At 33.4% G+C, this 23,642-nt stretch carries 17 protein-coding genes; 11 read left to right on the forward strand and 6 right to left on the reverse strand.

The window, feature by feature from the left end:
- Position 1: 1 nt before the first annotated feature.
- Positions 2 to 2,224 carry a peptidase U32 family protein gene (locus EW093_RS07355; protein WP_149567771.1) on the reverse strand — a complete coding sequence of 741 codons (2,223 nt, stop codon included), beginning with the start codon at positions 2,222 to 2,224 and terminating at the stop codon, positions 2 to 4.
- A gap of 136 nt (positions 2,225 to 2,360) precedes the next feature.
- On the opposite strand from EW093_RS07355, the gene EW093_RS07360 reads away from it, so the two are divergent.
- Positions 2,361 to 4,481 carry a glycoside hydrolase family 9 protein gene (locus EW093_RS07360; RefSeq protein ID WP_149567772.1) on the forward strand — a complete coding sequence of 707 codons (2,121 nt, stop codon included), beginning with the start codon at positions 2,361 to 2,363 and terminating at the stop codon, positions 4,479 to 4,481.
- Here the strand turns inward: EW093_RS07360 and EW093_RS07365 are convergent.
- The gene (locus tag EW093_RS07365) at positions 4,456 to 5,424 is read right to left on the reverse strand and encodes a serine/threonine protein kinase (RefSeq protein ID WP_149567773.1); all 969 of its coding nucleotides are present in this window, start codon (positions 5,422 to 5,424) and stop codon (positions 4,456 to 4,458) included. The genes EW093_RS07360 and EW093_RS07365 overlap by 26 nt on opposite strands.
- Before the next feature lie 49 nt (positions 5,425 to 5,473).
- Between EW093_RS07365 and murJ the strand changes: the two genes are divergently transcribed.
- From murJ to EW093_RS07385, 4 genes are all read left to right on the forward strand, one after another.
- Complete coding sequence (gene murJ, locus EW093_RS07370; RefSeq protein WP_149567774.1) at positions 5,474 to 7,051, forward strand: murein biosynthesis integral membrane protein MurJ; 1,578 nt, start codon at positions 5,474 to 5,476, stop codon at positions 7,049 to 7,051.
- An 18-nt stretch (positions 7,052 to 7,069) separates the two neighbouring features.
- A complete protein-coding gene (locus EW093_RS07375; RefSeq protein WP_149567775.1) occupies positions 7,070 to 7,657 on the forward strand; it encodes a MarC family protein in 588 nt (195 codons plus the stop codon).
- A gap of 74 nt (positions 7,658 to 7,731) precedes the next feature.
- A complete protein-coding gene (locus EW093_RS07380; protein ID WP_149567776.1) occupies positions 7,732 to 9,531 on the forward strand; it encodes a methyl-accepting chemotaxis protein in 1,800 nt (599 codons plus the stop codon).
- A gap of 24 nt (positions 9,532 to 9,555) precedes the next feature.
- A complete protein-coding gene (locus EW093_RS07385) occupies positions 9,556 to 9,924 on the forward strand; it encodes a response regulator (RefSeq protein WP_149567777.1) in 369 nt (122 codons plus the stop codon).
- Here EW093_RS07385 and pgsA read toward each other — a convergent pair.
- Complete coding sequence (gene pgsA / locus EW093_RS07390; RefSeq protein WP_149567778.1) at positions 9,917 to 10,459, reverse strand: CDP-diacylglycerol--glycerol-3-phosphate 3-phosphatidyltransferase; 543 nt, start codon at positions 10,457 to 10,459, stop codon at positions 9,917 to 9,919. The two genes, EW093_RS07385 and pgsA, sit on opposite strands and share 8 nt — an antisense overlap.
- A 326-nt stretch (positions 10,460 to 10,785) precedes the next feature.
- On the opposite strand from pgsA, the gene EW093_RS07395 reads away from it, so the two are divergent.
- Positions 10,786 to 11,472: a response regulator transcription factor gene (locus EW093_RS07395; RefSeq protein WP_149567779.1), complete on the forward strand. Its 687-nt coding sequence runs from the start codon at positions 10,786 to 10,788 to the stop codon at positions 11,470 to 11,472.
- Positions 11,473 to 11,520: 48 nt separating this feature from the next.
- Here EW093_RS07395 and htpG read toward each other — a convergent pair whose 3' ends face one another.
- On the reverse strand, positions 11,521 to 13,383 hold the full coding sequence (gene htpG / locus EW093_RS07400; protein WP_149567780.1) for a molecular chaperone HtpG: 1,863 nt from the start codon (positions 13,381 to 13,383) through the stop codon (positions 11,521 to 11,523).
- Between the two features lie 157 nt (positions 13,384 to 13,540).
- Between htpG and EW093_RS07405 the strand changes: the two genes are divergently transcribed.
- Both EW093_RS07405 and EW093_RS07410 read left to right on the forward strand, forming a co-directional pair.
- Positions 13,541 to 15,601, forward strand: coding sequence for a sodium-translocating pyrophosphatase (locus tag EW093_RS07405; RefSeq protein WP_149567781.1), 2,061 nt, complete (start codon positions 13,541 to 13,543; stop codon positions 15,599 to 15,601).
- 3 nt (positions 15,602 to 15,604) lie between these two features.
- The gene (locus tag EW093_RS07410) at positions 15,605 to 16,384 is read left to right on the forward strand and encodes a hypothetical protein (RefSeq protein WP_149567782.1); all 780 of its coding nucleotides are present in this window, start codon (positions 15,605 to 15,607) and stop codon (positions 16,382 to 16,384) included.
- An 11-nt stretch (positions 16,385 to 16,395) separates the two neighbouring features.
- Here EW093_RS07410 and EW093_RS07415 read toward each other — a convergent pair whose 3' ends face one another.
- Positions 16,396 to 18,201 carry a histidine kinase N-terminal 7TM domain-containing protein gene (locus tag EW093_RS07415; protein ID WP_149567783.1) on the reverse strand — a complete coding sequence of 602 codons (1,806 nt, stop codon included), beginning with the start codon at positions 18,199 to 18,201 and terminating at the stop codon, positions 16,396 to 16,398.
- An 80-nt stretch (positions 18,202 to 18,281) separates the two neighbouring features.
- Here EW093_RS07415 and EW093_RS07420 point away from each other — a divergent pair, with 80 nt between their 5' ends.
- The 3 genes from EW093_RS07420 (at position 18,282) to EW093_RS07430 (ending at position 22,659) form a co-directional block, all read left to right on the forward strand.
- Complete coding sequence (locus EW093_RS07420) at positions 18,282 to 19,442, forward strand: fused response regulator/phosphatase (protein ID WP_149567784.1); 1,161 nt, start codon at positions 18,282 to 18,284, stop codon at positions 19,440 to 19,442.
- A gap of 118 nt (positions 19,443 to 19,560) precedes the next feature.
- On the forward strand, positions 19,561 to 20,790 hold the full coding sequence (locus tag EW093_RS07425) for a hemolysin family protein (protein ID WP_149567785.1): 1,230 nt from the start codon (positions 19,561 to 19,563) through the stop codon (positions 20,788 to 20,790).
- A gap of 93 nt (positions 20,791 to 20,883) precedes the next feature.
- Positions 20,884 to 22,659 (forward strand): proline--tRNA ligase, encoded by a 1,776-nt coding sequence (locus EW093_RS07430; protein ID WP_149567786.1) that lies wholly within the window; start codon positions 20,884 to 20,886, stop codon positions 22,657 to 22,659.
- A gap of 32 nt (positions 22,660 to 22,691) precedes the next feature.
- Here the strand turns inward: EW093_RS07430 and EW093_RS07435 are convergent, their stop codons facing one another.
- Positions 22,692 to 23,642 carry an iron-sulfur cluster assembly scaffold protein gene (locus EW093_RS07435; protein ID WP_149567787.1) on the reverse strand — a complete coding sequence of 317 codons (951 nt, stop codon included), beginning with the start codon at positions 23,640 to 23,642 and terminating at the stop codon, positions 22,692 to 22,694.

Here is a 23,642-nt window from a genome sequence, read left to right on the forward strand (position 1 = left end):
TTTAATATAGTCGTCTCTCTAAGTTAAATTTTCTTCTAACATTTTCAGGTTTATTTAAACACTCCTGCTCACTAATAACCTGATTAAACTCGAGACCTTCTAAATCTCTACACCCCTCTGCTGAGTAAAAGTCCCTTGCCACAAAAATGTTTATATCCCTATACTTATGAACATAAAACTCAGTCCCTATGTTATCAACAAAACTAGCTCCCTCGGAAAAGTTTTCTGATTGGACCCTAGAGTACATAACCGGTACAGTTGATAAGGTTGTAAATCTTAAATTAACACTTCTATTATTATCTTCAACCAGCTGTGTAATTCCCCTAGAATCTAACTCCATAGGAATTGAGAGACTGTTTATACCAAACTCTTTAGATAGAAATTTTAAGGATAGATGATTATAACAAGCCAACCCTTGGCCTGCAACTAACCTGGAACTAGGAATACTTAGGTAGTTATGAAGTAAGTTATAATGCCCTATATCATTTATTTCATAATTAATATTAGGACTCCTCTCTAGGTAAGAGACAATATCTTTAAGCTCAACCATATCTTTTTCAAAGCTAATAGGGAATATGGATATAGTTATACTCTTTTTATTAGATAAATCAATAACCTTATCTAATAGTTTTTTATTATACACAACTTCATCGATTATGATATTTTTACTTTTACAACTGCTTAAGTTATTAAAATTAACCCTTACCTCTTCAATTTTATGGTTATCCGTTGAAGGTTCTAATGGTCTAATAAACTCCTTAACATCTTCACTTAACTCAATTTTGTTTAATGGGTTACTCTCTTGAATTGTTACAGCTAAAATATAAGAGACAATTTTAACAATAGAGTTAACCTGGGTCTTAGATAAGAGTATATCTTCACAGTAGAGTTTGTTAAGACGCCAACCATTAACAACTTTTTTTTCTAACTTATCATATACTGAGTCGGGATAGACTCCCCTCTTCTCTTTTACCACTCTTTTGTATGGATCTAAATCCTTAAAAGTCCCAATATCTGTTACAACAGATACTTCAATATCACTATCTAAAACCTCTAACTCAAGATCATACCTCATATTCCCTATGCCAGAGAGGCTTTTTCTTGCAGGAATAACCTCATAAACAAGGGAGTCTTTAACTATTTTCCCATTGGACTTTATAATATTTTTTCCTGAGTCATCAATATTTAATTCAAGATGATCAGGATGTATTATTGTTAAAAACTCATCTGATTCAGTTACAAACCTTAGGGATGTCTCATCACTTTTTTTCTCTATATCTAGAACAGCATAGTGGTCGTCCCCATCTTCATAGACATCTAAAACCCGCCCTAAGTAACTACCAAATTTTGCTCTATGGATTGCTGTTAAATTATTAAGCCCTGTGGTAAACCCTTCACCCATCTCCCTTCCGGAGTACCTTAAAAGTGAATTTGTAGCTCCACTTTCATCTAACTCACCATTTAGGGCGGAATTATATATTGATGTTATACTCCCTACCCAGCCAGGACTCTTTAAACGCCCTTCAATTTTTAGTGACGTAATATTTGCTTGTTTTAAATCACCTAATTTTGATGCTAAATTTAAGTCCTTCATAGAGAAAAATGGGAACTCTGAACCACAACAATCATATTTTAGTCGACAGGGTGCTTGGCAGACCCCTCTATTAGCGGATTTTCCACCAACCCAACTTGATAATAGACACTTACCGGAAAAGGAGAAACACATAGAACCTTGAACAAAGGCCTCTATTTCAGGAATATCCAATCCACTGGACTGTAGCCTATTAAGCTCATCAAAACTTAACTCCCTAGCGGGTATTACCCTAGAGGCCCCTATCTTCTTTGCTTGTTCTGCTGCATATGAGTTTGAAATACCAAACTGAGTACTAAGGTGTAACTCAAGGGATGGATAACATGTTTTAGCTAAATAATAGAGTCCTAAATCCTTAATTATTACTGCATCAACCTTTAAGGATTCTAATAGGGCTAAAACCTTTGCTGCATCCTCAATTTCCGAAGGTTTAATATCGGTATTTAGTGTTACATATACTTTAACACCCCTGTCATGAGCCTCTATTAGGCTATCTTTTAATGTTTCTGGTGTAAAATTCATTGCTGGTTTTCTCGCATTAAACCAAGGAAGTCCTAGATAAACTGCATTTGCTCCAGAATCCAAAGCTGCTTTAAAACTTTCAGGGTTACCTGCTGGTGATAATAATTCCATACATTCAAGATAATAGTTATAGGAATATTTCTCAACATTAAATCAAGCTATATAAATTTATTTCTTGACATATCTAGGGGTCTAAAGGATACTAATTCAAATAAGTTTCTATCAAAAACTATTAAAAGGACTATATATGAATAAAATTGGAATTCTTGTACTTATACTAATAAATCTTTTATTTAGTTGTACTACAAATAGAAAGAGTAATATCGATCCTAAATTTCAAGAGTTAATTATAAATGGTCAGGTAGATAATGGTTTAGATAGATGGGGTTTATATGTTAACCCTCCAGGCAAGGGAGTTTTTAGCGAGAATAATAAACAGGTTGAGTATAAAATTTATAAGGCTGGAAGTGATAAGTGGCATATTCAGGGGCACTATGCAGGTCTAACCTTTATTAAGGGTGGAAGATATAAATTAAGAGTTAATATGTATTCTACAATTGATAGAAAGGCACAAATAAGAATACAGCTAGATAGCGATCCGTACACTGCATATTTAGAAGAAGATATACAATTAACTACAAAACCCCAGAATTTTGAGTATGAATTTACCATGGAAGAGGAGAGTGATGAGTTTGCAAAGTTATGTTTTAACATTGGATCTTTCCAAGAAAACCCAAAAGAACAACACTCTGTATTTATAGATAATCTATCTATTTTAGTAGATAAAACAACACTTACAACAGATAAAAATGGAGAGGAAATGAGTATTATTGCATTAAATCAAGTTGGGTATGTCCCTAACGGAGTAAAAGAGGTAAGGGTTGTAAAAGAGGCATCAACCTTTAAGATTATGGATTCAAAGAAGAAAGAAACCCTATATAGAGGGAGTTTTAAAAAAACAATAGATGATAACGCATCTGGGGAAAAAGTATATATTGGAGACTTCTCGGATTTTATAATTACAGGAAAATATATTATAGAAGTTGATGGTTTAGGGGATTCCTATCCATTTGAAATAAAACCTAATATATATTCGGAACTAAGCAACAGCCTATTAAAAATGTTTTATTACCAAAGGTGTGGAACAGATTTAACTACAGAATTAGCTGGAGATTGGGCCCATGGTCCATGCCACACAGATCTAGCAACAATTTATGGTACGGATAAAAAGTTAGATATCTCTGGAGGCTGGCATGATGCAGGGGACTACGGTCGATATGTAGGTCCAGGGGCTAAAGCTATAGCAGACTTAATCCTCTCAGGGAATTTTACTCCTACCCTATTGGAAGAGATTAGATATGAACTTGACTGGATGCTTAAAATGCAGGATAAAGAGAGTGGTGGAGTATACCACAAGGTTACTACACCAGCATTTATTGGAAATGTTATGCCGGATAAAAACACTACAGGATTAATAATCTCTCCTATTTCTTCAACAGCAACCGGGGACTTTATTGGAGTAATGGCTATGGCAAACAGGGTTTTTAAAGATATAGATCCTAATTATGCAAATAAACTACTCCTTGCTGCAGAGAAGTCCTGGTTATGGTTAGAAAAAAATCCAAAGGTTAAGGGGTTTACCAATCCTAAGGGGATTACAACAGGGGAGTATGGGGATGAACAGGATGGAGATGAGAGATATTGGGCGGCAATAGAGTTATTTCTATCAACATCTAACCAAGATTACCATAAATATGCAATTGAAAGTTTTACAAAGAATAAGTGGGATGGTTTAGATTGGGCAAATATGGGAACCTACGGGACTCTCTCCTATATACTCTCTGATTCAATTGATAAAGATGAGAGTTTTAACAAACTTTTAAAAAGTGAGTTTTTACAAACAGTGGAAACTATTAGTGAAAACAGTAATAAAGATGGGTTTGGTATCTCCCTTGAGAATAACTACGTATGGGGGAGCAATGAGTTAGTAGCAGATAACGCATTAAGACTAGTTATTGCATCAAAACTAACAGGAAATAAAATGTACATGGATCAGGCCCAAAGACATCTGCACTATCTTTTAGGTTCAAACTCACTAAGCCAGTGTTACGTTTCAGGTTTTGGAACAAAAACCATGGAGAACCCCCACCATAGACCTTCTACTACTGTGGGTAAGGCTATACCAGGGATGTTATCAGGAGGTCCAAATAAAAATCTTCAAGATCCCCTTGCAAAAAGTAAACTTAGCGGAAGTGCTCCCCAAAAGTGTTATATAGATGCAGAACCAAGTTACTCTACAAATGAGATAACCATATACTGGAACTCTCCTCTATATACCCTAGTTAACTCTTTTGTTCTTCAAGAATAATTGATAGCTGAACCTCTAAATCGTTAATCTCTTTTTCCCAGAAACCGGGGTTTCCCCAATCTGGGAAATTGTGCCTGAACTTATAATCATCTATTTGGGATGCACACCAGGATGTAAAATATATCATTCTCATAGCCCGTAATGGCTCAATTAATTTTAGAAATTTAGGATTAAAATGGGAAAATTGATTATACCCCTCAATCAATAATTCCATCTCCTTAGGACAGTCTAGATAGTATCCAGGGAGTAGTAACCACAAATCGTTAACAATAGGACCTGTAGCCATATCATCAAAATCTATTAACATTAATCCCTCTCCTGGTCTCTCTAAAATATTTCCAGCATGGCAATCTCCATGGATTCTTTGAAGAGGTACATTATCAAAAAGAGGAGTAATTATATCTAATAAAACATCTGTTAAACGAATAAAATCTGTTTTATATGGGTCAGGTATAAAATCATTATCAATTAAAAAATCGATATCATTCTTAGTAGTTTGACTAGGGTGAATAACAACTCTATTATCAGCATCATATAAAGCTCCGACCCTATGCATTCTGCCAACAATTGCCCCAAGCCTAACCCAATCATCATCACTATTTAACTCAATTAAACGCCCTGATTTTTTATTAAATATAGCATAATATATTTCTCCCTCTTTGCTTATGGTTCCTCCCCCATTTAACTCTAAGGGGGGAACGACTGGGATTTCATCCTCTAAACAGTCTAAAATAAAGTCATGCTCATCTATTAGAGCATCTAAGCTCCATCGGCCAGGTCTATAAAATTTAATAATATATCTATCACCATCGGAGCTCTCTATCTCATACACCCTATTTATATAACTAGGTAGAGGGTGAAGATAGCCAGAGAAGTTCTTATTTAAACTCTCTTCGGCGCATCGTAATATTTTATCTGGTGTTAGATCATCAAAATCGTTCATGATTGTAGTTTAATCTACAAAACTGATATACTAAACCCTTGGAGATTATATGAGCATAGAAAAAAAGGTGAAGAAGTCATCAATTTTCACACTAATGATTTTTACTCTTGGATCTAGGGTCCTAGGTTTAGTAAGAGAGATGGTAAAAGCAAAATACCTAGGTTCTGCAATATTAAATGATGCTTTTAACGCAGCTTTTACTATACCAAACCTACTGCGAAGACTCTTTGCTGAGTCATCTATGACTGTTGCATTTATTCCTACATTTAAAGGTTATCTTAAAAATGATAATAAAAAAGAGACTAAAGACTTTATTAATGCCACATTTACAGCCCTGACATTTATTGTCACAATTACAGTTGTATTAGGTATCATATTCACTCCAATAATTGTAAAGGTATTTAAGGCTCAAAACACAGATATACCAGAACTAATTCTATTAACAAGGGTTATGTTCCCATACTTAGCATTTATCTCTTTAGCGGCACTTTGCCAAGGTGTTCTAAACAGTCTAAATATTTTTGGACCAGGTGGTTTTGTCCCAATACTTTTTAATATAATAACCATAATTATTACTATATTATTTACAAAATTAAAGGTTACAGCAAACCCAGCTAGAGCTATGGCTATTGGAATTACCCTTGGAGGTGTTTCACAGATGGCTTTTCAACTACCCTATATTTTAAAAAATGGTTTTGGCTTTAAACTAACGAGCTTAAAAAAAGCTTTTAATAATAAAGGGACAAAAAAAGTAGGTAGACTTATAACCCCTACCCTTGCAAGTATGGGAGCCTATCAGCTAAGTACAGCTGTAGCGCAGATGTTAGCACTAAATACAGGAGTTGGAATTAGCTCAGCCCTAGGGTACTCTCTAAGATTACAAGAGTTAGTCCTAGGTATTTTTGCTGTCTCCATTGGAACTATACTTATATCAACTCTATCCAGGGATGCTAAAGATAAAAATTGGGGAAATTTTACTTCAAGTTTACAACTTAGTGTAAATGTTATAGCATTTTTAACTATCCCAATTACTGTATTTGCATATATTCACTCAACAGAGATTGTAACCCTAGTATATAAAAGTGGAGCCTTTGGAGAAAAGGGAGTATTAATGACATCCCAAGTGTTTAGAATACATATATCAGGATTGTATTTTATTGCACTATCTAGAGTTATAGCTCCAGCATTTTTCTCCCTTGAAGACTCTAAAACCCCGGCTATTTTAGGCGTGATATCTGTAGTGTTTGGAATAATACTCATGTTCACCCTTGCTCCAATATTTAAGGGACAGGGTATAGCTGTTGCAACAATTTTATCATCTACTCTATTAACTATACTCTACTTTATATTTCTTGGGAAAAAAGAGGATATAAATTTTAAATCAATTATGAAGAGTTCAATTCCTGCATTTATCAGGATAACAATATTCTCCCTATTGGCGGCGATTCCACTTTTAAGATACAAAGATAGAATCTTTAATATATTAAATACTGGAAACAGAATTATTGATTTTGGTATACCGCTAATAATAACAACCCTACTTTATTTTAGTGTTTACGTAATAATACTAATAATAACTAAAGAAAACGTTTTAAAAGAGTTAAAAAGACTAGCTAGAAGACCCTAAGAATGTTATACATCTGTTATGAATTTTATTACTATATTGATTAAGATGTTTTTTCTCTACACACCGTTTTTTGCTCTGTCTATGTTTTTAGCAATGACAGACCATGCGGAAGAGAAGGAGAGGATCGCCCTAGCAGCTAAGACGACTCTCTCTGTTTTATTAATAAGTTTGGTTTTACTATTTTTTGGGAACCAAATCTTTAGAGTTTTTGGTATTACTGTAGACGCATTTAGGATCGGAGCTGGTTCGTTACTATTTTTATCTGCAGTCTCCCTTATTCAGGGTAAAAAAACCAAGGATGTAAATCCTGATGATGATTTTACTGTTGTACCCCTAGCAATACCAACTATAGTAGGGCCTGCAACAATAGGTGCAATTATGGTTATGGGTTCAGAGTTTACAACTTTTGATGCAAAATTAATGGGTTCTCTAGCAGTAGGGGCTGCAACAATCTCTGTAGGTTTAATTCTAGTTGTTTCATCTTATATTGAGAGAGCTATTAAAAAGCGGGGAATTATTATTATTAGTAAGTTAACAGGACTAATTTTAGCAGCACTGGCAGCCCAAATGATATTTACAGGAATAAAAAGCTTCTTATTTAGTTAAAAAAAATAAAAAAGTTGGTTTATAACTCTAATAAACACTATTATTTAATTAACTTTAAAACATAGATAAAAATTATGAATAAAAAGATAGTTAAAATTGATAGTGAAAACGTTATAGACCAACTTCAAAAGTTATCCCAGAATATAATTGGGTATAAAACAAGTTATGAGTCTGTAAATTTACAAATTGCAGATAGACTGCCAAAGATTGAAGATAAAATTAATAAGAACATCAACTCTGTAACAAAGTTGCAAGAGATGATTAGTGACTCATGTACTATAGGTCATGAATCTGATGCTTTTCTACACTTTAATCAAAACTTAAATAAGACAATAAAAACCTTAGATGACAATAAGAGTATAGAGCTTGAAGCTTTTAAAGAACTTAAAGAGACAATTGAACAACTAAACACTACTATTAAGAGAATTATCAATGTTGATGAGATATCAGAAAAACTAAAAGTTTTTGCTATAAATTCAATTGTTTATGCCCAACAAAATGGAGAGAGAGGAAGAGGTTATCAATTTATCTCTGAAGAATTTGTTAAGTTATCTGAAGATCTAGCTAAAAGTACAAAAACAATTAAAGGTGTAGGAAAAGATCTAGAAGAACAATCATCATCATTATTAAAAATTTTAGAAGATTATAATCAACATAGCATAGAGAACAACAAGTATATAACTGATAAGTATAAAACTATTCAAAATAATCTAGAAAAAGATATCAAGGAACTTTACACATCATTAGATAGTTGTACCTCCCATCTAAATAATCTAAAAAAGCCTATTAATAATATTATGTCTATGCTTCAAGGGCAGGATATAATACACCAACAAATTGATCACATTATTAAAAATATAGAAGAGTCTATAGAGGTTTTAACTCAAAACAGTTTATTACTAAATTCGCCAGATAAAGATTCGAAAGAGTATGTAGACATAATCGCACTACTAAACTTTCTATTTATTACTATCGAGAAACAACTAAAACGTACAAAAACAGACCTTCTAAAAATGATTGGTAGGTTAGAAGACCCTATAAAAAATATTGAAGAAACAGTAAATATTGTTATTAAGGATCGGGGTCTTTTAGATAAGAACTACAAATCTTTAGTTTCTAAGATCTTCTCTAAACCCTTGGATACTATTCAGAAAGTCTCTAAAAGAGTAGAAACAAACCAGATTAAACAAAATAATATTGTTTTTAAGCTTAAAGAGATTGAGGATCTGATGCTTAAACAGACCCAGCTTTCAAAGAAGTTTGCCCCTCAAATGGAGATGATTAAAAACCTACTCTTTTTAGCTAATGTAGAACAGAAACGAAACCAATTAAGGATAGACCTAGATAGTAGCAATAGTGTATTTAATGAGTCTACATTTACTGAGTTAGAGGAAGTTATAGAGAAAACTGGTAGTTCTCAACAAGATCTTACAAAAAAAATTGTTACAGTAGTCAATATTTTTAACTCCCAAGAGGTTAATATTCAAAAGAATAGAGTGGGTCTAAACTCCTCTGGAGACGATCTTAAAAAAACAGAAAAAGTATTTTATCAAGACTATGAAGAGTATCATAGGCTTACTAATGAGTTAAGCAGTGAAATTATAAATTATAGAGAACTTTTTGCAAAATTACGGGAATTAGATAATAATTTGTATGAAAAGATAAATATCTTCTCAAGCTTAAAAAACATAATTATTAATATTACAGAGGATAAGGATATATTAGGAGATCTTAATAATAATGTATTTAGAGGTACAGTTATACAGAGGGTTTTAGATAGTTTAACAGTGGATGAAGAGAGAGTTACAATTTTGGAAGAATTTCCAGAATTGGACATAGAAGAGACAACAGGTTCTTCTATAACTCTTTTTTAAAGATATACAATAATAGGAGAGATTATGAAAACAATATTTGCAGTAGATGATTCGGCAACAGCAAGGGCTTCTATACAGTACACTCTAAAAAGAGAGGGGTTCAACGTAGAGTTAGCAGTAGATGGTGTTGATGCATTAAATAAAATTAGTAAATATAGTGGCGATATAGATGTTTTTCTTTTTGATGTGAATATGCCTAACATGGATGGAATAACTCTTATAAAGGAAGTGAGAAAGCTTAACAATCATAAGTTTACCCCCATACTATTTTTAACAACTGAATCCCAGGAGTCAAAAAAGATGGAGGGGAAAGCAGCAGGTGCAAGTGGTTGGATTGTTAAACCCTTTGAACCTGATGTGTTTGTGAATATTATTAAGAGATTTACTACTTAGGTTCGCTTAGAACTGCTCTATTTCTATAGATGTAATCAAATCCTGATAATAGAGTTAAAATAGTACATATATAAAATAAGATCATTGCTATAGGAAAGCTAGTTACCCTTGTTATTAGAGGGTTAAAACAAAAAATTATGACAGCAACCATCTGAGTTGCTGTTTTATATTTCCCTAGAGATCCTGCTGCGATAACAATCCCATCGGAGGCTGCTATAGCTCTAAAGATACTAACAATTAACTCTCTAGATATAATAATAATAACTGCCCATCCTGGAATGATTTGTAGCTCTACTAAACATATAAATGCAGATAGTACTAATAACTTATCAGCTAGAGGGTCCATGAATTTCCCAAACTTTGTAACTAAATTTCTTGATCTTGCGATATAACCATCAAAAAAGTCAGTTATAGACGCTAGGATAAATATTCCTCCAGCAATTAAAGTTGTAACATCAGAACCACTTAATAAAAAAAATACAAATAATGGAATCATAAATATCCGACTCAATGTCAGTTTGTTTGCTAAGTTCATAGAACCTCCATATATAATTTATAAACTTAAGAAATATAGCATAGTTTCATATAAATTGTAATAGCTCTATATTTTTAATTAATTATATCCCCTATCCAGGTTAGCACATCACGGTATATGAATTATCTAATACTCCTCATTTTATTAAAAACCTGGAGGGAGGAAACTCCAGGTAACTATATATATTTTTTAAATGCTCTTTAATACTATTATTCATATAAATAATTTTTGTTGGTTATCTCTTTGTAAAAGAATTGTAAACAGTGTAAAACAGATGTTTATATTTAGATTAAAGTAGGTATACTTTAATAAAACGAGGTAACAAAATGAAAAAAATACTTATTATTGAAGATGAAGTAGGTGTTCAAATAACCCTTGAAGATAGATTAGTTGCCGAAGGTTACAATGTAACTATTAAAGGGGATGGAATAGAGGGAGAAAATGAAGCAAAAACTGGTAAGTACGATATTATTCTACTAGATATTATGCTCCCTAACCGAGATGGATTTGCAATTTGTGAAAATATTAGAAAGGCAAAAATCCAGGTTCCAATTTTAATGCTTACAGCAAGAAATACAGACTTAGATACTGTACTAGGCCTAAGACAGGGGGCCGATGACTACTTAGCAAAACCCTTTGTTATGTCCATACTAATAGCCCGTATAGAAGCTCTACTTAGACGTTCTACAATAAATAAGGGGGCAAAGAATGTTGAATCAAAGATATTTTTTGGAGATTTTGTTCTAGACCAGGAGTTAGGGGAACTTTTTTGTTCCAATGAGTTAATACCATTAAATACATTGGAGTATAGGCTTCTTTTATACCTAACAAAAAATTGTAACGCTATTATTTCTAGGGATCAGTTATTAGATGATGTTTGGGGGTATGAGACTGAGACAAACTCAAGAACTGTGGATGTACATATTGCAAAACTTAGAGCAAAATTAGGAGAGTCGGAACTACCTAAGCATATTCAAACTGTAAGGGGTAGAGGGTATAAATTTAAAATTTAAAAAGCCTCTGATTTTTCAGAGGCTTTATTACTTACAAATGTTATAGAATTATAGAGCTAGTTTTAGAACTCTATTTAACCTTTTACTAAATGCAGAAGGATCTTTTAATGGAGTTCCTTCAACAAGTAATGCTTGCTCTAATAGCAGAAAACTAACATCAGTTAAAGTATCAATATTTGTATCAACTGTTAATTTAGAAACTATCTCATGTTTAGGGTTAATCTCTAGAACAGGAACTACATCCGGCACAGGTTGCCCCATAGCCTTCATCATCTGTGCCATTTGGGAAGTTGGGTCATTTTCATCTGCAACAACACAGGATGGAGAGTCTGTTAGTCTAGTTGACGCAACAACATCTTTAACACTTTCCCCTAAAATCTCTTTAATCTTCTCAATTAATGGTTTAATACTATCTTCAGATTTTTTATCATCATCAGATTTAATCTCGTCAGCAGATCCTGCCTTGTTTATAGCTTTAAGCTCAACATCATCGTACTTTCCTAACATTGGAATAACAACTTCATCAATCTCATCTGCCATTATTAAAACTTCAATGTTTTTAGATTTGTAAACCTCTAATAGAGGAGAGTTTCTTAAAAATCCTTCGTTATCACCTGTGATAAAATAGATAGATTTTTGATCTTCACCCATTCTCTCTTTATACTCTTTAAAACTTGTCCAACCTTCAACAGCTGTTGATTTAAACCGTACAAGCTCCATTAAAGACTCTTTATTTTCAAAATCTGAATATAAACCCTCTTTTAAAGGACGGTTATACTCTTCGATAAACGATGTGTATTTTTCACTATTGTTTTGAAGTTTTTTAATCTCACTTAAGATTTTTTTTGTTGAAGCTTTTTTAATATTAGCTAAAACTTTGTTTTTTTGTAATAACTCACGGCTTACATTTAAAGGTAGATCCTCTGAATCAATAATACCCTTAACAAATCTTAAATATGTAGGTAGTAACTCTTTGTCATCATCTGTAATAAAAACCCTTTTAACATATAGTTTAACACCTGGTTGGTAGTCAGCCTGGAACATATCCATTGGTGCCTTAGTTGGAAAATAGAAAAGAGTATTATACTCAAGTTGCCCCTCTGCCCTTGTATGAATATAGTGCATTGGTTCTTGGAAATCGTTACTTATTGTTTTGTAAAACTCATTGTAGTCCTCTGGTTTTAAATCGTTTTTAGATCTTCTCCAAAGGGCTGAAGCTGAGTTTATCTGCTCTACAGTTGGTGTTTTAGTAGGTTCTTCACCCTCTTTACCATACTCAGTTTTTTCATAGTGTAGGTATATTGGGAAAGCTATATGGTTTGAATATTTTTTAGTAATTTGCTCAACCTGCCATCTATTATCATACTCTTTACCATTCTCATTTAAGTGTAAGATTATAGTTGTACCATGGGTATCTCTCTCTGCCTCTGTAATATCAAAACCTGTTTTACCATCACTAGTCCACTTCCAAGCCTTATCTTCTCCAGCTTTTTTAGAAATAACCTCAGCTTTATCAGCTATCATAAATACTGAATAGAAACCAACACCAAACTGACCAATTAGATTAGAATCTTTTTTAGCCTCTTCTGAAAGGTTTTTAATAAAGTTTTTAGTACCTGATCTGGCAATTGTACCTAAAGAGCTAACTAGATCCTCTTTATTCATACCAATACCGTTATCTCTAACTGTAAAGATTTTATGATTCTCTTCATCAAGTTCTATATCAATTTGTGGTGTAAATTCTAACTCTTTTAGTTTTTCATCGGTTAATGTAAGGTACTTAAGCTTATCAAGAGCGTCAGAAGAGTTAGAAACCAACTCTCTTAAGAAAATTTCACTATGGGAATATAGTGAGTGAGTAATAAGTTGTAACAGATCATTTACTTCTGTTTTAAACTGCTGATGTGACATCCTTTGCATTCCTCTCTATTTTGATTTTTCTAAAAGATACTAATATTTCTTTCAATAGGCAAATATTGGATCAAAAATAATTTTTTGTAGCCGATTCAATTTTTATAATATAACCTTATTCCATGTATTAGCATATTTAATGTAAAAGGAGAAAAACATGAATTGGGTTATTTACATTGCCCTTGCTACATCGATTATAACTTTAGGGTTTGCACTACTTAGAACAAAGTGGATTTACAAGCAACCTATAAAGGAAGGCAAATTAGTTGAAATTGCCGGACACATATCTGATGGAGCAATGGCATTCTTGAAAAGGGAGTACACTATATTAATTCCATTTATTATTATAGTTTCCCTCTTCCTGGGAATTGGAAACAAGGGGTACATAAAGCTTCAGTTTATTAGCTTTATTTTAGGAGCAATATGCTCTGCATTAGCAGGTTATATAGGGATGAAAGTTGCCACAGCAAGTAACTCGAGAACTACAACTGCAGCAGAGAATAGCTTAAACAGCGCTTTAAAGGTAGCATTTAGAGGTGGTTCTGTAATGGGGCTTACTGTTACAGGTTTAGCTCTATTAGGTCTTTTTCTTGTACTGTTTATTGGGTCATTAATGTTTGGACTTGAGAATACAGCACTTAAAGAGGTTATTTTCCCAATCCTTACAGGGTACTCCCTAGGGGCTTCCTCTGTTGCACTTTTTGCCCGAGTTGGTGGTGGAATATATACAAAAGCTGCTGATGTTGGAGCTGATTTAGTAGGTAAGGTAGAAGCTGGAATCCCAGAGGATGATCCTAGAAACCCTGCAACTATAGCTGATAATGTAGGGGATAATGTAGGGGACGTAGCCGGTATGGGAGCAGACCTTTTTGAATCATTTGTTGGTTCTATTGTTGGTGCTATGATTCTAGGAATAAGTGCCATAGCTACAGATGAAATGCAGATAAAACTAGCCTTCTTCCCTATTATAATTGTTGGAGTAGGAGCTATATGCTCAATTATAGGGATGTATTTTGTTAGAATTAAAGATGGAATTTCCGCCCAGTTTGCACTAAATATGGGTACATTTGGCGCTTCAATTTTAACAACAGCTCTTGTCCTTCCTGTATCATACTTTATGTTTAAGGGTGAGGTTTTTAATAATGGCTCAGACTATTTAGATATATTTATTGCTACTGTAGCAGGTTTAGCCGCTGGAGTTGGTATTGGAATTAGTACCCAGTTATATACTGGAACTGGCACAGGTCCTGTAAAAAAGATTGTTAAAGCTTGTAAAACTGGTTCGGCTACAAATATTATAAGTGGTTTAGGGGTTGGAATGTTATCTACTGTGGCCCCAATTATAATTTTAGTAGCAGCAATTCTAATTGCAAATGAGTTAGCAGGTTTCTACGGTGTAGGTATTAGTGCACTAGGAATGTTATTAACGCTAAGTATTCAACTGGCTGTAGATGCCTATGGGCCAATTGCCGACAATGCGGGGGGACTAGCAGTAATGGCAGAGTTTCCTAAACAAGTTAGAGAGAGAACCGATGAGCTTGATGCTGTAGGTAATACTACAGCTGCTATAGGTAAGGGCTTTGCCATAGGTTCAGCAGCTTTAACCTCTATAATCCTTTTTGCTTCATTTCAAGAGGTTAGTGGTGTTGGTGTTATAAATCTTGTAGATACTAAGGTTTTATCCGGTGTATTCCTAGGAGCGATGATTCCATTCTTGTTCTCTGCCTTGGCAATTGATGCTGTTGGAAAAGCTGCATTTGACATGATTGAAGAGGTTAGACGACAATTTAAAGAGAAGAAGGGTATTATTGAGGGTACTGAGACTCCAGATTACAAAAGGTGTATAGATATAAGTACTAAATCTGCACTTAGTAAAATGATGCCCCCAGGTATTATAGCAATTGTAACTCCAATAATTATTGGTTTTACAGGTGGTCCTGCAATGTTAGCTGGATTACTAGTGGGTGTTACATCATCTGGAGTGTTAATGGCAACTTTTATGTCCAACTCTGGTGGAGCATGGGACAATGCTAAAAAAATGATTGAGGCTGATGAGAAAATTAATAAGGGAGAGGAGACTTATAAAGCATCGGTTGTAGGGGATACTGTAGGGGATCCATTTAAAGATACAGCGGGTCCATCGTTAAATATTTTAATAAAACTTATGGCTGTTATTTCATTGGTAATAGCACCTATGTTAAATAACTTTTGGGGGTAAAAGATGAGTGAAAAACACATATACATGATCCTGCATCCAAGTAACTTTTTAATAGCATCAAGCCTTACACCGGATGAATTAGGAAAGCACTACCTAACAGGAAGTAATCAATATTTTAATGGTAAATTAATATTTGCAGAGATAGACTTAGAGTACAGAAATCCATACTTTGAAATTGAGTGGGCTTTAGGAGAGTTGGTTCCCCACCAAGATGGACGGCCTAAAGCGACAAAATTTATTTCCGCATATAGAGTATTAGAAAACATGGACTTTAAAGTTATAAAGAATCTATACCTGGCAAGCTCCACTGGAGCGGTAATGGAGTTAGAAGAGAGACCATTTGAATCATATAAAAATCCATCTGCATTTAAAATTTTTGCAGGGATTACTCCCCTTAAGATTTTGGCAATGTCCACAGAGTCTTTTATCCAATATGGAAGTAATATAACCCAAAGTAAAACAAAGGGTGCTCCAAAATGTTTTTATACTCAAATTGAGTTTGACGCAAATGAATTTCAAAAGGATTTTAAAGATCACCCATTAATGCCTTCTCCAATACCTGGAGTACACCCAGCTATTTTAGATAAGGCGATAGAGGAGATAAAAACAAACCCGGATAAAATATCTAAAGGCATCAAGTTATACTCATCCTTCCATGAGTTCCCATCTAGACTAATTAGACATGGTTTTCTATTTACTTCTAAGGATGAACATAAGTTCTATCCAATGCCTCCACTTTCTGAGATTGAGGATAAGTTCTACAGTTATTTTAAGAGTATGTAGTAATTTTTACCCTATAAAGAGTTATCTTTATAGGGTATCTCTATTCTAAATGTTTTAATTTTAGACTCTTTTACAAAGAGTTTACCTCCAAACTCCTTTTCTATAATACCCCTAGATATACTTAAACCAATTCCCGTACCAACATCCTTATCCTTTGTTGTATAAAAAGGACTAAAAATATCCTCAATATCATCAGCAGAAATAGGTTCACCATTATCGCTAATTTCGCATACAACATTACCAGCTTCATTAAAAGTTTTTATAGTAATTAGGCCATTGTTAACTCCATCAGGAATTGCCTGGGCTGCATTTGTTAATAAATTTAGTAATACCTGGTTAATCTCGTTTCCCGAGGTCATAAAAGTTTTAATATCCCCAAGCTCTAATTTTATTATCGCCTTATATTTGTATTGATTTCTAGCAAGAACTAATGTGCTCTCTATTCCATTATTAATGTTATATTGAAAAGTTTTCTCATACTGATTATCCCTTGAAAAATTCAGTAGATTATAGACAACCTCACCTATCCGAAGTACTCCCTCGTTAGACTCATCTACTAATTCTAGAACCTCTTTAAAATTGTATTTTCTAGAGTCAATATCTGCTATGCCATCTTGTATATTATTAAGATATTTATTAAGTAGTTTTAGGTTACTTTTTATAAAGCTTAAGGGATTATTTATCTCATGGGCTATTCCAGCAGAAATCTCACCAAGGGCAGCCATCTTCTCTTTATGAACAAGCTGCTCCTGCATCTCTTTTAACCTAGCGTTACTATCCCCCAACCTCTCAATAAGTTCAATCTTATCAGTTACATCAAAGATATTAATAATGATCGCTTTACAGGTTTTATCATCTTTAGAAAGTAGTTTAACACTTATTTCATATTTTAGACCTTCTAACTCTTTAATAATTTTAGACCCATTATTATCGTTAACATAGTTTTTAATATTCCCGATAAACATTCCAACCTCTGTTTTACCTATATTATCCCCTAGGTTTTTGTCTGAAAGATGAAATAGACTAGAAGCCCTCTCGTTAAAATCAATTATCTTAAAATTTGGGCTTAGGGTTATTATAGAATTTTGTAGATCATGTAACACTATATTTCTTGCTAGTGGTGTAAAATGCAACAACCTAAACCTGTAAATACTAATAAATATGAATAACCCTGTAATACCAAAAGCAACAGGAGATAGGTCCTTATTAAAAGTTGGAATCAATCTAAATACATATATGATATTAGTTACTAATGGTAGAAGAAAACCTATTAAGATAAGTAGGGCTTGCACTTGTAGAAAGGACCTACCTCTAATGTAGGAAGTTACTATAAAAACTACACCAGCTATAAGTAAAACATAACTATAGGAGACAACTACCCAAAAAAGAGGACCGTAATCCGCATTTAGAACCGTATATCCACTTTTGGAACTAAAGTTATATTCAAGGTAAAATAGATGATGAATATCCGTAGTCTGTATAATTATCATATTTAGAGCTATTAGGAGAAAAAGAGTCACCCTTATTTTAATTTTAATTAAGTGGTCATAACCTGTATAATTTAAAGCAAAAACAAACCAGAAATAGGCTAATAACTCCAAAAAAAGATGACCTAATTTTGCAAAGAAAATTATATATAAAACATCGTTTGAAATAAATTCTAAATAGTTAATGATAAGGTAAAATAAAACAGATAGTTGATATAAAAATATAAGTTTAGAAATTTTTTCATTTAAATATTGGATTGAAATTGAGAGTGATAAAAATAAAAACCCGACAGTTATAGGTGTTAACAGTTTATAAATATTGTAATCCATGATATAATTTATACTATATTTTTTTAGTGTTTGAAATAAAATAGTTTCTATATTAAACTTTTAAGGTTAATGGAGGATTTATGCCGAACTACCTTTATAAGTTAATTTTAGTTGATGATGAAGAGTTATTATTAAAATCGCTAGTTAGGGAGCTTACTCCTTGGTCTAAAGAGAACAGAGTAGAAATTATAACCTTTAATTCAGGTTATGACGCTTTAAAATATTTAAAAGAAAATAGTAAAACTGTTTTTTTGGTTATTTCAGACCTAAGAATGCCAACCCTAAGTGGGACAGACTTCCTTCAAAACATAAATAGTCTATATCCTGAAATAAAACTTTTTTTATTAACAGCATACTCTGAAATACCTGCAATACAGTCAGCAATAAAATCCTCTATAAATAGATTATTATTAAAACCTTGGGATTCTGTCTCCCTTGAAAATGATGTAGATGAGGCTTTTAAATCTTACAAAACAGAGGAACAAAACAGAAAACTAAGGGAAGAATTAGCCCTAAATATAAAACTTGCTGGCGAGTTCCAAAGAAAATTATTACCAAAAATTGAGTCTATAAAAGGAATCATGGACTTAGATATGGTCTACGAACCTGTAAACAAACTTCAGTGTGGTGGGGATTATTACGACTTCTGTAATGTGGAAGATAATAGACAATTAATACTAATGGGTGATGTTACAGGACATGGGGTAAGACCTGCTTTTGTAACGGCAATGCTAAAAGTTCTTTGCTCAATGTATAGACCAAAACTAAATAGTAAAGATATCAGTCCAGGGGAGATTGTTTCATATTTTAACCAAGGATTATATAAATCACTAGGAGATATAAATGATATTCTTGCAACACTAACAATTATTTTAATTGATCATAAAAATAAAAAATTAACCTTTTCAGGGGCAGGTCAGCTACCAATCTATATTTTAAGAAGTGACAAGTTAATTTTATTAGATAGTGATGAAGTTGCTATGGGTTTTGTTCATGATATTGAGTATAAGGATACAACTGTTGATTTAGAAACGGGAGATTTAATTATAATGTTTACTGATGGTTTAATTGAATCAGAATCTACTAAAACTGTAATAGATAAGGATCGAATTAGAAGTATGCTTCTGACCCTAGACCTAACCTCTTCTCCTGCACTAAAAATAAAAGAGGCATTTAAAACCCTTCTTGGGGATAAAGAGTTCGCAGATGACGTAACTTTAATAACTTCTAGGATATTATAGTTTTATTCTAATTGAACCTAGTTAAAAGATAATCTATAATTCCTGTTATGAATAAAATTAAAATAAATGATGACCCTGACCCCTTATCGAGTACCCTACATAAAATAGGAGAGCTACAATGGACATAATAGCCCTAGTTGTTCTACTAATTCTATCCGGATTTTTTTCAGGAACAGAGACAGCTTTTACGTCCCTATCCCTATCATCAATACATAGCATAATTAAAAGAAATAAAAAACGTGGACATAAAATAGAGAGGCTAGTTAACCATCCACAAATTTTATTAACTACTATCCTAATTGGAAACAACATTGTAAACATTGGTGCTACAACACTAACAACAACAATAGTTATAAATAGATTTGGAAATTTCTATATTGGATTCGCCAGTGGAATATTAGTCCTATTTATTCTGATTTTTGGAGAAGTAACTCCTAAACAGATAGCAATGGGTAAAAATGAGTTTATCTGCTACCACACTGTTAACTATATATTAGTCATATCAATAATATTTAGACCTCTAATATTTTTTATTACAATTATAAGTAACTTTATATCTGGTTTTTTTGTTAAATCCTCCCATAAAGAGATTACAGAAGAGGGATTATTAAACCTAGTCGAAGCAGGAAGTAAAATGGGAGTTGTGGAAGACTACGAGTCCCAAATGGTTAAAGATGTTTTTAGAATTAATGATACTCCCATTCATGGAATAATGACCCATCGAAAGGATGTTGTTAGATTTGATGGAAACTTAACAACAGATGAGATCTTCCCTGTTTTATTAGAAGAAGGTCTCTCTAGAATCCCAGTCTACGAAGATAGTGATGAAAACATAATTGGAATAATTCTATTTAAAGATATTGTAAAACTAACTGGAGAGGAGAGATGTAGACCTATTAAGGATTTCTCTCACAAGCCTATATTTGTTCCTGGAAGCAATAAAGTTAATGAGCTTTTTATTAAATTTAAGATAGAGAAACTAAATATTGCAATTGTTCTAGATGAGTATGGAGGTCTAGACGGAATTGTTACAAGGGAAGACATTTTAGAAGAGATCTTTGGGGAGATGTATGATGAAAATGAAACATTTGAAGAGGCTCCAATTATAAAACTAAACAATAAGACATGGAAGGTTGCTGGTGACTCATCATTTTATGACATTGAAGACATTATTGGTTTATCAATACCCCATGATCTTGGAACACAGACCATAAATGGATATTTAACAGAACTTTTAGGCAACTTTCCTAGCCCAGGCACCTCTATTGAGACAGAGGAGGGGCATTGGTCTATAGAAAAAGTAGAAAGTAACTGTATTTCATCCCTTATTTTTGTGAAAAAGGATTAATAAAAAGAGATAAATAAAGTAATAAAAATTGACGAAAGCCTCTCTATAATGGTACTTTAATGAAGTATGTCACTATAAACTTACGGAAGTATTGTGGCACAAAAGAAGAGAGGTAATTATATAATGAGAATGAGTCAGCTATTTTCTAGGACTTTAAGACCTACAGGAAAAGATGAGACAGCAAGTGCCGAATATTTAATTCGAGCAGGTTTTATACGACAACTTGCAGCGGGGATTTATAGTTATCTACCTATTGCTCAACGAACAATTAATAAGATTGAGAATATTATACGGGAAGAGATGGATAGAATTGGTGGTCAAGAGATTACGATGCCTGTTGTACATCCTGCAGACCACTGGAAAGAGACAAACAGATTCTATGAAATAGATAAAGAGTTAACTAAATTCAGCGATCGATGGGGTAGAGATATGGTATTAGCCATGACCCATGAAGAGATTGCAACATCATTAATTAAAAGTGAAATTATATCATATAAACAACTCCCACAAACCATTTATCAGATCCAGACAAAGTGGAGGGATGACGCTAGACCAAGGGCTGGACTTATTAGAGTAAGAGAGTTCACCATGAAGGATAGTTATAGTGCTGCTGCTAACTGGGAGCAACTAGATGACCAGTACCAAGAACACTTTCATGCTTATTTTAAAATGTTTAATAGATGTGGACTTCCTGTAATTACGGTTCAATCAGATATGGGAATGATGGGTGGTAAAATGGCCCATGAGTATATGTACCTAACTCCTATGGGAGAGGATAGTTTAGTAACCTGTGATTGTGGATATACAGCAAATAGAGAGGTTGCAATTTTTAAGAAGGAGTTCTTCCCTAAACAGGAAGAGGTTGAACTAAAAGAGATTGAAACCCCAGGAACTAAAAGTATTGAGGATTTGTGTTCATTCTTAAGTGTTGAGACAAAGGATACAGCAAAGGCTGTATTTTATGTTGGAACATTCCAAGACGGAGAGTCTGAAGTTGACAAATTTGTAATAGCCCTAATTAGGGGGGACCTACTAGTTAATGAGACAAAAATACAAAACACAATAAAAGCTAAGGCATTAAGACCAGCAGCTGATGATGAAATATTAGAGGCTGGATCAGTTCCTGGTTATGGATCATCTATTGGAATTAAAAATGCGGTTGTTGTAGTTGATGAAACAATTCAAAAAAATAGAAACTATATTGCTGGGGCAAATAGAGAGAATTTCCATGTAAGTGGTGTTAGACTAGGTAGAGATTTTACACCTAATTTTATTGGGGATATATCTAATGCAGAAGAGGGTGTTTTATGTTCATCATGTGGAAAACAGCTAAACTTCTCTAGAGGTGTAGAGGTTGGTAATATATTTAAGTTAGGAACTAAATACTCTGAGTCAATTGGTGCAACATTTAACGATATTGATGGAAAAGAAAAACCAGTAATTATGGGTTCCTACGGGATTGGAGTTGGTAGACTTTTAGCAAGTATAGTAGAAGAGCACCACGATGATGATGGAATAATTTGGCCAATGGCTGTTGCGCCTTACCATATACACCTGATCAACTTAAGTAAAAGTTCTCCAAAAGCCGAGGAGCTTTATAAAGAGTTTATGGATAACGGTTTTGAAGTTCTATTTGATGACAGGAAAAAAGAGAGAGCTGGTGTTAAATTTAAAGATGCAGACCTTATTGGGATCCCTTTACGAGTAATTGTAGGGGATAAAACACTGGAAAACAGTGAGGTAGAGTTTAAAACTAGGTGTGGTAATGAAAATAGAAATATTAAATTAGATGACCTTTTAGATACTCTTAAAAATAAGAGATCTGAACTTCTTAAAAAAGAAACCCTTGATACAAAGGGAACATTATAAAATAGAAAGCACCCTTAATTGGGTGCTTTTTTTTAAACCATTCTTACTGTTATGTCTTCATCTAACTCTCTTAAAGCTGACTGAATAAACTGGAGGGTTCCAGTACCTGAAGATGCACATCCGGCACATGCTCCCTGATATTTTATAGAAACCAATGTATAATCAGGATCAAAATAGATATCATCAATCTCTACATTTCCACCATCTCTAACTAAAAGAGGTCTAATTTCACCATCAAAAACCTTCTCTAAGGCTAGTGTTTTTTTATAATTACTCATAGAAGCGTAGCTCTCTTCTCCACCCTTCTCCTTAGCCATCTCTGCTAAAGTATCCCTTAAAATATCAACAAGATAGTGTTCTTTTTTCTCATGTCCACCAGGTTTGATACAAGATTTACAAAATGCTCCTGCCTTTGTATATTGGGTAATCTCCTCTACTGTAGTTAAATTATTAATTCTAATTGCATCTTTTATTGTACTCATACTTACCCTAGCACACTCACATACAATCTCTTGGTCTTCAAGAGTAGCAAACTCCACACCCTTATAGTTAGCAGCAGCCTGTTTAATTACATCGTATGCCATAACACTACAGTGCATTTTTTGTGGAGGAACTGCAGGAATATCAGGGTTATCCCTCATGGCAAACTCAACATCTATATTAGTTATTTTTAGAGCCTCATCAACGGTTTTTCCTAGGCATAATTCCGCCATTGTATCGCTGGAAGCTATTGCAGTTCCGCAACCAAAACTCTTAAATTTAGACGAGATAATAACATCTGTATCTTCATTTACAATCCAAAACAACCTAACAGCATCACCACAAGACTCTGCACCAAAATCCGCAACAATAAGTTTTCCACCCATCTGCTTAGCATCTTCTTCTGTTAACGATCCCATATGCTTTGGATTATTCATCCTATCAGAAACAATATCTGAGTAGTTGTCCCAAAGTGAACCACCTACTAAACTATTTTTTGCCAT

Origin of the sequence: Thiospirochaeta perfilievii, from assembly GCF_008329945.1 — a bacterium.
GTDB classification, from domain to species: Bacteria; Spirochaetota; Spirochaetia; order DSM-2461; family DSM-2461; genus Thiospirochaeta; species Thiospirochaeta perfilievii.

Excerpts from the sequence above, each read along its gene's own strand:
- EW093_RS07355 (WP_149567771.1), bottom strand. The coding sequence starts at position 2,224 with ATGGAATTATTATCACCAGCAGGTAACCCTGAAAGTTTTAAAGCAGCT.
- EW093_RS07360 (WP_149567772.1), top strand. The coding sequence starts at position 2,361 with ATGAATAAAATTGGAATTCTTGTACTTATACTAATAAATCTTTTATTT.
- EW093_RS07365 (WP_149567773.1), bottom strand. The coding sequence starts at position 5,424 with ATGAACGATTTTGATGATCTAACACCAGATAAAATATTACGATGCGCC.
- murJ (WP_149567774.1), top strand. The coding sequence starts at position 5,474 with ATGAGCATAGAAAAAAAGGTGAAGAAGTCATCAATTTTCACACTAATG.
- EW093_RS07375 (WP_149567775.1), top strand. The coding sequence starts at position 7,070 with ATGAATTTTATTACTATATTGATTAAGATGTTTTTTCTCTACACACCG.
- EW093_RS07380 (WP_149567776.1), top strand. The coding sequence starts at position 7,732 with ATGAATAAAAAGATAGTTAAAATTGATAGTGAAAACGTTATAGACCAA.
- EW093_RS07385 (WP_149567777.1), top strand. The coding sequence starts at position 9,556 with ATGAAAACAATATTTGCAGTAGATGATTCGGCAACAGCAAGGGCTTCT.
- pgsA (WP_149567778.1), bottom strand. The coding sequence starts at position 10,459 with ATGAACTTAGCAAACAAACTGACATTGAGTCGGATATTTATGATTCCA.
- EW093_RS07395 (WP_149567779.1), top strand. The coding sequence starts at position 10,786 with ATGAAAAAAATACTTATTATTGAAGATGAAGTAGGTGTTCAAATAACC.
- htpG (WP_149567780.1), bottom strand. The coding sequence starts at position 13,383 with ATGTCACATCAGCAGTTTAAAACAGAAGTAAATGATCTGTTACAACTT.
- EW093_RS07405 (WP_149567781.1), top strand. The coding sequence starts at position 13,541 with ATGAATTGGGTTATTTACATTGCCCTTGCTACATCGATTATAACTTTA.
- EW093_RS07410 (WP_149567782.1), top strand. The coding sequence starts at position 15,605 with ATGAGTGAAAAACACATATACATGATCCTGCATCCAAGTAACTTTTTA.
- EW093_RS07415 (WP_149567783.1), bottom strand. The coding sequence starts at position 18,201 with ATGGATTACAATATTTATAAACTGTTAACACCTATAACTGTCGGGTTT.
- EW093_RS07420 (WP_149567784.1), top strand. The coding sequence starts at position 18,282 with ATGCCGAACTACCTTTATAAGTTAATTTTAGTTGATGATGAAGAGTTA.
- EW093_RS07425 (WP_149567785.1), top strand. The coding sequence starts at position 19,561 with ATGGACATAATAGCCCTAGTTGTTCTACTAATTCTATCCGGATTTTTT.
- EW093_RS07435 (WP_149567787.1), bottom strand. The coding sequence starts at position 23,642 with ATGGCAAAAAATAGTTTAGTAGGTGGTTCACTTTGGGACAACTACTCA.